A 12,115-nucleotide genomic window follows, 5' to 3' on the forward strand; every position below is an offset into this window, starting at 1 on the left:
GGTGGTGCTGTGTGTCGCCGGGCTGGGTGCCTGGTTGGCGTACGGGGTGTGGGGATGGTTGAGGGCGCGGGCGGCACGGCGCCGGGTGCGGGCGGTTCTGGAGGCGGCCCTGGTCGAGTCGCGGCGGCGGCGTCGGATGCGGGTGCCGGCGGGGGTGCGGCGGTGGGCACCGGTGGCCGGAGCGGGGTGTGCCGGGTACGCGCTGGTCGGCGGCGGGGCCGGGGTGTTGGTCGGGCTGGTCGTGGCGTCGGTTTTGGGGTGGTGGAGTTCGCGGGGGAGGGGCGCGGGTCCGTCGGCTGCCTCGGCGGAGGCGCTCGGCGCGGATGTGCGGGCGGGGGTGGCCCGGCAACTGCCTCTTGCGGCTGAGCTGTTGGCGGCCTGCCTGGCGGCCGGGGCGGATCCGGTCGGGGCCGCTCGGGCGGTCGGGGAGTCGTTGGGCGGGCCCGTGGGGCGAGGGCTTGCGCGGGGTGCGGCGCAGGTGCGCCTCGGCAGTGAAGCGGCGTCGGCGTGGCGGGAGTTGGCGTTCCTGCCCGGCGCGGCAGGCCTCGTGCGGCTCCTGGAGCGGGCCGGCGAGTCAGGGGCGCCGGCGGCGGTGCCCGTGGCCCGGTTCGCCGCGGAGTGCAGAGCCGAGCGGGGCAGGCGTGCGACGGCGGTGGCGAGACGGGCGGGGGTGATCGTCACGGCGCCGGTGGGGCTGTGCTTCCTGCCCGCGTTCCTGGCGATCGGCGTACTGCCCGTGGTGATCGGACTGACGGGAGGTGTGCTGGGCGGAGGAGTCGGTCGGTGAAGGGTGTCGAGAGGTGAACGAACGTGGTGTTCAAGGGGGTTGTGATGAGCCGTGGATGCGGTGAGTGCAGTGGATGCGGTGCGTGCGGCGGAGGCAGTGAGGTTCGTGGCAGGCGGGGAACGGGTCGCGGTGTCGGCGTGCGGGTGCGGCGTTGGGTCCGGGCTGTGCGGTCCGCGCGGCGGGACGCCGGGATGGTCAGTGCCGAGTACGCGGTGGGGATTCTCGCGGCCGTGGGCTTCGCCGGGCTGCTCTACAAGGTGATGACGAGCGGGGCCGTGATGTCGGCCCTGGAGGAGCTGGTGGGGAAGGCGCTCAATGGGTCGTTCTGACCGGGGCTTCGTGACCGCGGAGGCGGCGGTGGTGCTGCCCGTGCTCGTGGGGTTCACGCTGGCGCTGGTCTGGGGGCTGCTCGCGGTCTCCGGGCAGATCCGGTGTGTGGACGCGGCGCGGGCCGGTGCCCGCGCCGTGGCCCGGGAGGAGCCGGCGAGCGAGGCACGGGCGGCAGCACTGGAGGCGGCGCCGCCCGGGGCGCGCGTGGTGGTGAGCCGGGAAGGGGATCTGGTGCGGGTGACGGTGTCGGCCCGGTCGGCGGGGCCGGGGCCGCTCGCCGCGGACCTGAGGGCGGAGGCGGTCGCGGCGGCCGAGGAGACGGCGGGGGCGACGTGAGGAGGAGGACGGGGCGGGGCCGGGCAGGACTGTGGAGGAGCCGGACGGGCTCGCGGCTGCGGGCCGATCGGGGGTCGGCGACGGTGTGGGTCGTCGTGGCGATGGCCGCGGTCGGGGCCGTGTTCGGGGTGGTGCTCGCCCTGGGCCAGGCGGTGCAGGCCCGCCACCGGGCGGGCGGCGCCGCTGACTTGGCGGCACTGGCGGCGGCGGGGCACTGGATGGAGGGCGGTACCGATGCGTGTGCCCTGGCCGGGCGGGTGGCCGGGGCGCAGGGAGCCAGAGTCGTGAGCTGTGCGGTGCGCGGGGAGGTGGCGGAGGTGGTCGCGGCGGCGGGGCGGGGCCCGTTCGCGGCGGAGTTCCGTTCCAGTGCCGGCCCCTCCGGACCTCACCCCGAGACCCCTCCGGTGCCGGGTCCGGCGCCAGGTCCGGTTTCGGAGCCGGGCTCGGAACCGGACGTCCCTCCGGCACCGGAGCCGGGTTCGGAACCGGACGTCCCTCCGGCCTCGGAGCTGGTCTCGGACCTGGACACACCTTCGGCACCGGAGCCGGTCCCGGAATAGGGCTCGCGCCCCGAGGGACCCTCGGCACCGGATTCGCAGCCGGTTTCGCAGCCGGTTTCGCAGCCGGTTTCGGAGCCGGGCTCGCGGCCGGAGCCTCCTCCGTCACCGGAACTGGACCCGGATCGGGGCTCGACGGCCGGCCCGCTCCCCGGCGGGGCCGCATCGGCGGAGCCCGTACCGCCGGGACCCGGGTCGGCTAGTCCCCCGTAGGAACTGCGGGCTGGGGCGGGTCCGACGGGGCGGGCGCGCCCTGGAGGAGGACGGAGAGGAGGCGGACCGCGCCGCGCTTGTGCAGGGGGTCGTTGCCGTTGCCGCACTTGGGGGACTGGATGCAGGACGGGCAGCCGGCCTCGCACTCGCAGGCGGCGATCGCCTCGCGTGTGGCGGCGAGCCATTCCCGGGCCGTGTGGAAGGCCCGCTCGGCGAAGCCCGCCCCGCCGGGGTGGCCGTCGTAGACGAAGACCGTCGGGAGCAGCGTGTCGGGGTGGAGCGGGACCGAGACGCCGCCGATGTCCCAGCGGTCGCAGGTGGCGAAGAGGGGGAGGAGGCCGATGGAAGCGTGTTCGGCGGCGTGCAGGGCGCCGCCGAGGATCTCGGGGTTGATGCGGGCGGCGTCGAGCTGGTCCTCGGTGACCGTCCACCACACCGCGCGGGTGCGCAGGGTGCGGGGAGGGAGGTCGAGTTTGGTCTCGCCGAGGACCTCGCCGGTGATGAGGCGGCGGCGGAGGTAGCCGACGACCTGGTTGGTGACCTCGACCGAGCCGTAGCACAACCGGCCGTCGCCCCACGGGACTTCGACGTCCGTCTCCAGGACGGAGATGGCCGTGGTGTCGCGGGCGGTGGTGGAGTACGTGGGGCTGGCGGGCTCGACCAGGGCGACGTTGTCGTCGAGGTCGAGGTGCTGGACGACGTACGTGCGGCCCTGGTGGAGGTGGACGGCGCCGTCGTGGACGGTGGTGTGCGAAGAGGCCGCGTCGACGGTGCCGAGGAGCCGGCCGGTGCTCGCCTCGACGATCTGCACCGGGTTGCCGCCCCCGCCGCGGATGTCGGCGAGGTCGGCGGCGGACTCGCGGCGCGTCCAGTGCCAGGCCTTCGTGCGCCGCCGCAGCAGCTTCGCGGCCTCCAGCTGCGGGAGCAGATCGGCGGTGGCGGGGCCGAAGAGGTCCAGGTCCGGTGCGGTGAGCGGGAGTTCGGCCGCCGCGGCGCACAGGTGCGGGGCGAGCACGTACGGGTTGTCGGGGTCGAGGACCGTGGACTCGACGGGCTGGTCGAAGAGGGCCTCGGGGTGGTGGACGAGATAAGTGTCCAGCGGGTCGTCGCGGGCGACGAGGACGGCGAGGGCGCCCTGCCCGGAGCGTCCGGCACGGCCGGCCTGCTGCCACAGGGAGGCGCGGGTGCCGGGGTAGCCGGCGATGACGACGGCGTCCAACCCGGAGACGTCGATGCCGAGTTCGAGGGCGGTGGTGGCGGACAGGCCGAGGAGTTCGCCGGAGTGCAGGGCCGCTTCGAGGGCGCGGCGCTCCTCGGGGAGGTAGCCGCCCCGGTAGGCGGCGACACGCCGCACGAGCGAGCGGTCGACCTCGGCGAGTCGTTCCTGCGCGATGACCGAGATCAGCTCGGCGCCGCGCCGGGACCGTACGAAGGCGACGGAGCGGACGCCCTGGACGGTCAGGTCGGTCAGCAGGTCGGCCGTCTCGGCGGTGGCGGTGCGCCGCACCGGAGCGCCCTTCTCGCCCTGCATCTCGGTGAGCGGCGGCTCCCAGAGGGCGAAGACGAGCTCGCCGCGGGGCGAGGCGTCGTCGGCGACCTCGACGACCGGCAGGCCCGTCAGACGGCCCGCTGAGGCGGCGGGTTCGGCCGAGGTGGCGGAGGCGAGCAGGAAGACGGGTTCGGAGCCGTAGCGGGCGCACAGGCGGCGCAGCCGGCGCAGCACCTGGGCGACGTGTGAGCCGAACACCCCGCGATAGGTGTGGCACTCGTCGACGACGACGTACTTCAGGGCCTTGAGGAAGGAGGACCAGCGGGCGTGGGAGGGCAATATGCCGCGGTGCAGCATGTCGGGGTTGGTGAGGACGTAGTTGGCGTACTGGCGGACCCACTCGCGTTCCTCGAAGGGGGTGTCGCCGTCGTAGACCGCGGGACGGATCGCGTTGCCCAGCGGTTGTGAAAGTTCCTTCACCGACCGGCACTGGTCCGCCGCGAGCGCCTTGGTGGGGGCGAGGTACAGCGTGGTGGCCCCGCGGCCGTTCGGCGCCTCGGAGCCGTCGAGCAGCCCGGAGAGGACCGGAACCAGGTATGCCAGGGACTTGCCGGAGGCGGTTCCGGTGGCGACGACCACCGACTCGCCGTCGAGGGCGTGCTCCGCGGCGAGCGCCTGGTGGGCCCACGGATGATCGATTCCGGCCTTCTGCACGGCGGCGACGACCTCGGCGCGGATCCGGTCCGGCCACACGGCATGACGGCCCGCACGAGGGGGCAAGTGCTCCGTATGGGTGATGCGCGCAGCCCTGCTCGGACCCGAGGCGAGCCGCTCCAGGACCGCCCCGGGAGAGGGTCGGGAGCCCGTGGACGCCGCAGGTCGTTCGGGTCGGTGATTCTTGGCCATCGGCTCCGAGTGTGTCACTGGCGTGACGGACAATGTTCCAAGGCGTCGTGCACGCCTGCCGGTAAGTGATTGAATGCCATCGCGGCTGGCGAACCGTCCCGGGGGATCATGCCGAGGTGTCCCCGAGGGGCGACCGCTCGATTAGCAAGGTGCTGGAGGATCCGTGGACCTGTCCCTGTCGACCCGTACCGTCGGCGATCGTACGGTCGTCGAGGTCGGTGGCGAAATCGATGTGTATACCGCGCCCAAGCTGCGCGAGCAGCTGGTCGAGCTGGTGAACGACGGCAGTTTCCACCTTGTCGTCGACATGGAGGGCGTGGACTTCCTCGACTCCACCGGGCTCGGCGTGCTGGTCGGCGGTCTCAAGCGTGTGCGGGCCCATGAGGGCTCGCTGCGCCTGGTCTGCAACCAGGAGCGCATTCTCAAGATCTTCCGGATCACGGGTCTGACCAAGGTGTTCCCGATCCACACCTCGGTCGAGGAAGCCGTAGCGGCGACCGACTGAGCCGGTCGAGAGAGTCAGGGGACCGGGCGGCCCAGGCCGTCCCGGTCTCCCCGAGCACGCCCGTACTTCGAGGGGGATGCATGGCCACCGTCGAACTTCGCTTCAGTCCTCTTCCCGAGCACGTCAGGACCGCCCGCCTCGTGGCGGCCGCGGTGGCGCGCAGGGCGGGCGTGGACGAGGCGGTGCTCGACGAGGTCAGGCTCGCCGTCGGTGAGGCGTGCAGCCGCGCCGTGGGGCTGCACCAGAGCAGCGGCCTGACGGCGCCGGTGCGCGTGGCCCTGATCGAGGAGGAGAAGCAGTTCTCCATCGAGGTGGGCGACGAGGCGCCGCGGGCCGCGGCGGTCGCGCAGGCGTCCGCGGGCGAGCCGGAGGCGGACGGCGAGGACGACATGGGCCTCGCGGTCATCAGCGGCCTCGTGGACGACGTGGAGGTCACCGCCGACGAGAGCGGCGGCCTCATCCGTATGAGCTGGCCGACCACGCCGGACACGGAGGAGCCCCCCGTCTGACGGGCGGCGACGAAGACAGCGAGCCCTGTTCACCCGCGCGGTGAGCAGGGCTTTCTTTCGTTTCTGGATCTTTCCGTCGATCCTTCCATCGGCCCTTCGTCGATCTTTCCGTCGATCTTTGCCGGCGGTCTTTCCTGTCGAACTCTTTCCGGGTCGAATTCTTTGATGATCGTGAAATGAGGCCGATAATGCCTTGGAGGCATTATCGGCTTCTCTCCGGGTCGACGATCTCATCTTTTCCCGCGTACTGTTTTGATCAGGTTCCTCTCCCTACAATCCGTCCACGTCTTGAGCTCAGTCCAAGCGTCAAGGAGGACGAATGGCGGAGCCTTCCATCCCCTCACATCTCGCGGCCGCGGACCTGACGGACGGCAATCGTCTGATCGTGATCGTCATCGCCGTCGTCGCGCTCGCGGCGCTCGCCCTGGCCGGAGTCCTGGTGCGCCAGGTGCTCTCGGCGGGCGAGGGCACGGATTCCATGAAGAAGATCGCCGGTGCGGTCCAGGAAGGCGCGAACGCCTATCTGGGCCGGCAGCTGCGCACCCTGGGCGTGTTCGCGGTCGTCGTCTTCTTCCTGCTCATGCTGCTTCCGGCGGACGACTGGAATCAGCGCGCCGGCCGTTCGGTCTTCTTCTTGATCGGCGCCCTGTTCTCCGCGACCACCGGCTATATCGGAATGTGGCTCGCCGTGCGCAGCAATGTGCGCGTCGCCGCCGCGGCCCGGGAAGCAGCCGCGGGGGATTCCGAAAAGGATCCTAGTGTCGCCTCGCACAAAGCCATGAAGATCGCTTTCCGTACGGGTGGCGTCGTCGGCATGTTCACCGTGGGGCTCGGCCTGCTCGGTGCCTCCTGCGTCGTGCTGGTCTACGCGGCCGACGCGCCGAAGGTGCTGGAGGGATTCGGGCTCGGGGCCGCGCTGATCGCCATGTTCATGCGTGTCGGCGGCGGCATCTTCACCAAGGCCGCCGACGTCGGCGCCGACCTGGTCGGCAAGGTCGAGAAGGGCATTCCGGAGGACGATCCGCGCAATGCCGCGACCATCGCCGACAACGTGGGCGACAACGTCGGAGACTGCGCCGGGATGGCCGCCGACCTCTTCGAGTCGTACGCCGTCACTCTGGTGGCGGCACTGATCCTCGGAAAAGCGGCCTTCGGTGATGCGGGGCTCGCCTTCCCGCTGATCGTGCCCGCGATCGGCGTCGTCACGGCCATGATCGGCATCTTCGCCGTGGCGCCCCGCGCGAACGACCGGTCCGGGATGAGCGCCATCAACCGGGGCTTCTTCGTCTCGGCCGTCATCTCGCTGGTCCTCGTCGCCGTGGCCGTCTACGCGTACCTGCCGGGCTCGTACGCGGATCTCGACGGGGCGATCGGGGAGGTCACCGGCAAGTCCGGCGATCCGCGGATCCTCGCGATCGTCGCCGTGGCCATCGGCATCGTGCTCGCCGCGCTGATCCAGCAGCTCACCGGGTACTTCACCGAGACGACCCGGCGGCCCGTGCGGGACATCGGGAAGACCTCGCTGACCGGACCCGCGACCGTGGTGCTCGCCGGCATCTCCATCGGGCTCGAGTCGGCCGTCTACACGGCGGTGCTGATCGGACTCGGCGTCTACGGCGCGTTCCTGCTCGGTGGCACGTCGATCATGCTGGCGCTGTTCGCCGTGGCGCTGGCCGGGACGGGGCTGCTGACCACGGTCGGCGTCATCGTCGCCATGGACACCTTCGGGCCGGTCTCCGACAACGCGCAGGGCATCGCCGAGATGTCCGGCGACGTCGAGGGCACGGGCGCGCAGGTGCTCACCGACCTCGACGCCGTCGGCAACACGACCAAGGCGATCACCAAGGGCATCGCGATCGCCACGGCCGTGCTCGCCGCAGCCGCGCTGTTCGGCTCGTACCGGGACGCGATCCTCTCGGCGGCCCACGACGTCGGCGAGAAGGTCGGCGACGCCGGGCCGATGAACCTGAACATGGACATCTCGCAGCCCAACAACCTCGTCGGGCTCATCATCGGCGCCGCCGTCGTGTTCCTGTTCTCGGGGCTCGCGATCAACGCGGTGTCGCGCTCGGCCGGTTCCGTCGTCTACGAGGTGCGGCGGCAGTTCCGCGAGCACCCCGGGATCATGGATTACACGGAGACGCCGGAGTACGGGCGGGTCGTCGACATCTGCACCAAGGACGCCCTGCGCGAACTCGCCACGCCCGGGCTGCTCGCCGTCATGGCGCCGATCGCGGTCGGCTTCACGCTCGGCGTCGGCGCGCTCGGCGCGTATCTCGCGGGCGCCATCGGGACGGGCACGCTGATGGCCGTCTTCCTGGCCAACTCGGGCGGCGCCTGGGACAACGCGAAGAAGCTCGTCGAGGACGGCCACCACGGCGGCAAGGGCAGCGAGGCCCACGCCGCCACGGTCATCGGCGACACGGTCGGCGACCCGTTCAAGGACACGGCGGGCCCTGCGATCAACCCGCTCCTGAAGGTCATGAACCTCGTCTCGCTGCTCATCGCGCCCGCGATCGTCAAGTTCAGCTTCGGGGTCGACGCGAGCGTCGGCGTGCGGGTCGTGATCGCGGTGCTGGCCCTCGCCGTCATCATCGGCGCGGTCTACGTCTCCAAGCGGCGCGGCATCGCGGTCGACGACGAGGACGGGGACGACGCCGGACCGGCCGCGAAGCAGACGGATCCGGCCGACCAGGCGGTGGTGCCGTAATGGTCTAGAAGCGTGCCGAGGACCGCGTGTCAGCGGTCAACACGGAGGCGGGCGGCCCGGATTGACGGGCCGTCCGCCTCACGCGTGTCCCGGGTTTGCCGGTTCGTGTCCCGTGAGCCTTCTCTCCCTTGATGCAAATGGCCCCTAAAGGGGAAGAAACTGGTCATATCTAACGCCTCGCGTGGGATGGTCGTGTACTTGGCGTGTAAGTTCCGGGGCCGAGAGCCATGGAAGGGACCAATCCGGTGAACAAGAAGCTCGCGGCCGCACTGTCCGGCGGTGCGGTACTGGTACTGGCGCTGTCGGGCTGCAGCGGCGACGACAGCAACGAGAAGCTGAACTCCTGGGCCAAGCAGGTCTGTGACGCCCGGGTGGCACCGGCGAAGAAGATCCAGTCCGCCAATGACTCGATCCAGAAGGTGAGCTCGGAGAACAGCAAGCCGGAGGAGGTGCAGAAGGCCGACTCCAAGGCGTTCCAGGACCTCTCCGACGCGTACGGCGACATCGCCGACGCGGTCGAGAAGGCCGGCCCGCCGCCGGTCGACGACGGCAAGAAGAAGCAGCAGAACGCCGTCAAGGAGCTCGACGCCCTCTCCACGGGCTACGCCGACCTGAAGAAGAAGGTCGACGCGCTCGACACGGGCGACCAGGCCGCGTTCGCCAAGGGCCTGGAGGGCATCGGCGAGGGCCTGACGAAGCTCAGCCAGAACGGCGACAACGCCGTCGCCGAGCTCCAGGCGGGCGAGGTCGGCAAGGCCATGGAGAAGCAGGAAGGCTGCAAGAGCACGGCCGCGACGCCGTCCGCCTCCAAGAACTCCTGAGTTCCAAGAGCTCCCGAGTTCCAAGGGACCGTGAGTTCCTGAGTTCCTGAGCGCTGGGCCCGCCCCACCGGCCCCACACGCCTCACGACGCCCCCGGTGCCCCCGCGCGCCGGGGGCGTGGCCGTTCCCGGGTCACAATGGGACGGTGAGTCGTACCAGCCTGGACAACCTGCCCGCCGCCGACCGTTCCGACGTCGCGCTCGCCCTGCGCGACGCGCTGCTCAAAGCCGAGTTCACCGCCGACGGGCTGCTCGACCTGCTCGGGGCGCCCGCGTACGCGGCGCTCGCGCGCAGCGAGACCGTGCCCGCGCTGCGGGCGACCCGCGGCGAGAGCCCCCTGGAGGCACTCGTCCGCCTCTTCCTGCTCCAGCAGCCCGTGCCGCGCGCCCGCCTGGCGGACGTGCTGCCCCTCGACGCGTGTGTGGCGAGCGGTTGGCTGCGCGAGACCGACGGCGCCGAGGTCGCGGCGACCGTCGACGTGCGCCCTTATGGAGGCCCGGACGGCGAGGACTGGTTCATCGTGTCCGACCTCGGCTGCGCGGTCGGCGGCGCCGGCGGCATCGGCAGCCGCGAGGAGGGCGTCGTGCTCGGCGTCGGCGGCGCGTCCACCACGCTCGCCGGGATCACCGTGCGCACGCCCGTCGCGTCCGCCCTGGACCTCGGCACCGGTTCCGGCATCCAGGCGCTGCACGCGTCCCGGCACGCCACCCGGGTCACCGCCACCGACCTCAACTCCCGAGCGCTGCACATCACCGCGCTCACCCTCGCCCTGAGCGGGGTCCCGGCCGCCGAACTCGCCGAGGGCTCCTTGTACGAGCCGGTCGGCGAGGCGACGTACGACCTGATCGTGTCCAATCCGCCCTTCGTGATCTCGCCCGGCGCCCGGCTCACGTACCGGGACGGCGGGATGAGCGGGGACGATCTGTGCCGCACGCTCGTTCAGCAGGCGGGGGAGCGACTGAACGAAGGGGGGTACGCCCAGTTCCTGGCCAACTGGCAGCACGTGGACGGCGAGGAGTGGCAGGAGCGGCTGCGCTCGTGGGTGCCGCGGGGCTGTGACGCCTGGGTGGTGCAGCGCGAGGTGCAGGACATCACGCAGTACGCCGAGCTGTGGCTGCGCGACGCCGGTGACCACCGCACCGACCCGGCCGAGTACGCGGCGCGCTACGACGCGTGGCTCGACGCGTTCGAGGACGCCGGGGTGAAGGCCGTCGGCTTCGGCTGGATCACGCTCAGGAAGAGCGCGTCCGCCGCCGAGGAGCCGTCGATCACCGTCGAGGAGTGGCCGCACCCCGTCGAGCAGCCGCTCGGCGACACCGTGCGCGCCCACTTCGCGCGGGTCGACTGGCTGCGGGCGAACGACGACGCGGCGCTGCTGGAGTCGGCGTTCAAGCTGTCCGGCGAGGTCGTCCAGGAGCAGGTCGGACTGCCGGGCGCCGAGGACCCGGAGCACGTCGTGCTGCGCCAGGGACGCGGGATGCGCCGGGCCACGAAGGTGGACACCGTCGGCGCCGGGTTCGCGGGCGTGTGCGACGGGACGCTGAGCGCGGGCCGGATCCTGGACGCCATCGCTCAACTGATGGGCGAGGAGCCCGTGTTGCTGCGCGACCGGACGCCCGCGCAGATCCGCACCCTCGTCGAGCAGGGCTTCCTGGAGCCGGTGGCACTCGTCGGCTGACGGGACTTCGCCCCGCGCTGTACGGGAGTTCACCCGGGGTTTCCCCGCCCGTGCGAGCCTCGCGGCCCTGAGCACCCGCAGCGGTGCCGACTGCCGGGGGAGGCAAAGGCGATGGAGAGTACGCCTGCGGTGTTCGCGGGTGCCGTGTTCGCGCTGTTCGGGGCGGGGCTGCTGCTCTGGACAGGGGTGCGGTCGGCGCAGCGCGAGCCGGTCGCGGAAGGGGTGCGTCCGGTCGCCGCGGCGGTGCTCACCGGCAGCGTCGGGATGCTCGCCGTGCTGGCCGCGGTGTGGTGCTTCGGCCGGCTCTGACGCCGGCGCGACACGGACCCTCGGTCACGACGAAGCCCGCCCCGGTTCCGACCGGGGCGGGCTTCGTCGTGTGGACGACGCGTCAGCGCAGGACGCGGCCCTGGGCGTCCGTACGGTCGTTGCTCGTGAGGAAGAGGATGCCGTCGATGAAGCCCCACAGGCCGCCGGCGCCGCAGGTCAGGATCGAGACGACGAGCTGCCAGACACCGATCTTCGTGTCGCCCACGTAGAAGCGGCCGACGCCGAACGAGCCCAGGAAGATGCCGAGCAGACCCGCGACGAGCTTCTGCTTGTCGGAGTACGGGCGGCCCTGCGGGTCGACGCCGAAGGGGGCCTCGGGCGTGGCGCCGGGGAAGGGCTGGGACATGGGAGTTGCTCCTAGGGACAGACTGAACAGACCCGGCTGTACCGGGCTGCCTGAGCGGATGGCCGAGAGAGAACGCACCGGTGGGGACACGGCGGCACCTCGGACGGACCGAGCCTAGGGGCAGCGGGGGGCCTCGCGAGCGCCCAAGCCCTCTATTGTGGCGGGTTCGTGACCTTGCGCAGCCTGATGTGATGTGCTGTCACATCAGGTTGCGCAGCACGCCCCAGGTGAGGGCCAGGCCGAGCAGGGCGAACTGGGTGCGGGTGCCGGGGAGCGGCGGACGGCGGCGTCCGCGCAGGCCCGCGTAGAGCCAACTCCCCAGCAGCGCCAGGGCGAAGGGGGTGGCCACCAGCAGGAGCGCGTTGTCGTGCCAGGCGGTCGCGAGGCGGCCGTGCAGGACGTCGTACGCCATGCGCGTGCCGCCGCAGCCCGGGCAGAGCAGCCCGGTGAGCGCCCGGAACGGGCAGACCGGCAGCAGATGACCCGGCTCGTGCGGATCGGTGCCGTACAGGTAGACGGCTCCCGCGACCCCGGCGGCGAGCACCGTGAGCGGTGCCGCGACGGCCGGGATCCTTGGAGACGTACGGGGGGAGGCCAT

The 12,115-nt window shown here is 71.9% G+C and carries 13 protein-coding genes; 10 read left to right on the forward strand and 3 right to left on the reverse strand.

Going from position 1 to position 12,115, the window contains the following annotated elements; genetic code table 11:
- Window positions 1–136 precede the first annotated feature (136 nt).
- The 4 genes from ACZ4E1_RS12140 (at window position 137) to ACZ4E1_RS12155 (ending at window position 2,013) form a co-directional block, all read left to right on the forward strand.
- Window positions 137–787 (forward strand): type II secretion system F family protein, encoded by a 651-nt coding sequence (locus ACZ4E1_RS12140; protein WP_467538560.1) that lies wholly within the window; start codon window positions 137–139, stop codon window positions 785–787.
- Window positions 788–978: 191 nt separating this feature from the next.
- The gene (locus ACZ4E1_RS12145; RefSeq protein ID WP_399124704.1) at window positions 979–1,116 is read left to right on the forward strand and encodes a DUF4244 domain-containing protein; all 138 of its coding nucleotides are present in this window, start codon (window positions 979–981) and stop codon (window positions 1,114–1,116) included.
- Window positions 1,103–1,453, forward strand: coding sequence for a TadE family type IV pilus minor pilin (locus ACZ4E1_RS12150; protein ID WP_467538322.1), 351 nt, complete (start codon window positions 1,103–1,105; stop codon window positions 1,451–1,453). Before ACZ4E1_RS12145 ends, ACZ4E1_RS12150 begins: the two co-directional genes overlap by 14 nt.
- Entirely contained in the window at window positions 1,450–2,013 is a 564-nt protein-coding gene (locus ACZ4E1_RS12155; RefSeq protein WP_467538324.1) for an Rv3654c family TadE-like protein, read from the forward strand. The genes ACZ4E1_RS12150 and ACZ4E1_RS12155 overlap by 4 nt, the downstream gene beginning before the upstream one ends.
- A 196-nt stretch (window positions 2,014–2,209) precedes the next feature.
- Here ACZ4E1_RS12155 and ACZ4E1_RS12160 read toward each other — a convergent pair whose 3' ends face one another.
- Window positions 2,210–4,492, reverse strand: a complete 2,283-nt coding sequence (locus ACZ4E1_RS12160; protein WP_467538326.1) for a DEAD/DEAH box helicase — start codon at window positions 4,490–4,492, stop codon at window positions 2,210–2,212.
- A 289-nt stretch (window positions 4,493–4,781) separates the two neighbouring features.
- Between ACZ4E1_RS12160 and bldG the strand changes: the two genes are divergently transcribed.
- The 6 genes from bldG (at window position 4,782) to ACZ4E1_RS12190 (ending at window position 11,150) form a co-directional block, all read left to right on the forward strand.
- On the forward strand, window positions 4,782–5,123 hold the full coding sequence (gene bldG / locus ACZ4E1_RS12165) for an anti-sigma factor antagonist BldG (RefSeq protein ID WP_003975386.1): 342 nt from the start codon (window positions 4,782–4,784) through the stop codon (window positions 5,121–5,123).
- Window positions 5,124–5,203: 80 nt separating this feature from the next.
- On the forward strand, window positions 5,204–5,632 hold the full coding sequence (locus ACZ4E1_RS12170) for an ATP-binding protein (protein WP_467538329.1): 429 nt from the start codon (window positions 5,204–5,206) through the stop codon (window positions 5,630–5,632).
- Window positions 5,633–5,951: 319 nt separating this feature from the next.
- A complete protein-coding gene (locus ACZ4E1_RS12175; protein WP_467538331.1) occupies window positions 5,952–8,342 on the forward strand; it encodes a sodium-translocating pyrophosphatase in 2,391 nt (796 codons plus the stop codon).
- A gap of 227 nt (window positions 8,343–8,569) precedes the next feature.
- A complete protein-coding gene (locus ACZ4E1_RS12180; protein ID WP_467538333.1) occupies window positions 8,570–9,163 on the forward strand; it encodes a small secreted protein in 594 nt (197 codons plus the stop codon).
- Between the two features lie 145 nt (window positions 9,164–9,308).
- Window positions 9,309–10,841 carry a DUF7059 domain-containing protein gene (locus tag ACZ4E1_RS12185; protein ID WP_467538337.1) on the forward strand — a complete coding sequence of 511 codons (1,533 nt, stop codon included), beginning with the start codon at window positions 9,309–9,311 and terminating at the stop codon, window positions 10,839–10,841.
- Between the two features lie 111 nt (window positions 10,842–10,952).
- Entirely contained in the window at window positions 10,953–11,150 is a 198-nt protein-coding gene (locus ACZ4E1_RS12190; RefSeq protein WP_467538340.1) for a hypothetical protein, read from the forward strand.
- Window positions 11,151–11,232: 82 nt separating this feature from the next.
- Here ACZ4E1_RS12190 and ACZ4E1_RS12195 read toward each other — a convergent pair whose 3' ends face one another.
- Both ACZ4E1_RS12195 and ACZ4E1_RS12200 read right to left on the reverse strand, forming a co-directional pair.
- Complete coding sequence (locus ACZ4E1_RS12195; RefSeq protein ID WP_399124714.1) at window positions 11,233–11,517, reverse strand: TM2 domain-containing protein; 285 nt, start codon at window positions 11,515–11,517, stop codon at window positions 11,233–11,235.
- A 199-nt stretch (window positions 11,518–11,716) separates the two neighbouring features.
- Window positions 11,717–12,115 (reverse strand): DUF2752 domain-containing protein, encoded by a 399-nt coding sequence (locus ACZ4E1_RS12200; RefSeq protein ID WP_467538343.1) that lies wholly within the window; start codon window positions 12,113–12,115, stop codon window positions 11,717–11,719.

This window comes from Streptomyces sp. NPDC025806 (genome assembly GCF_055558275.1).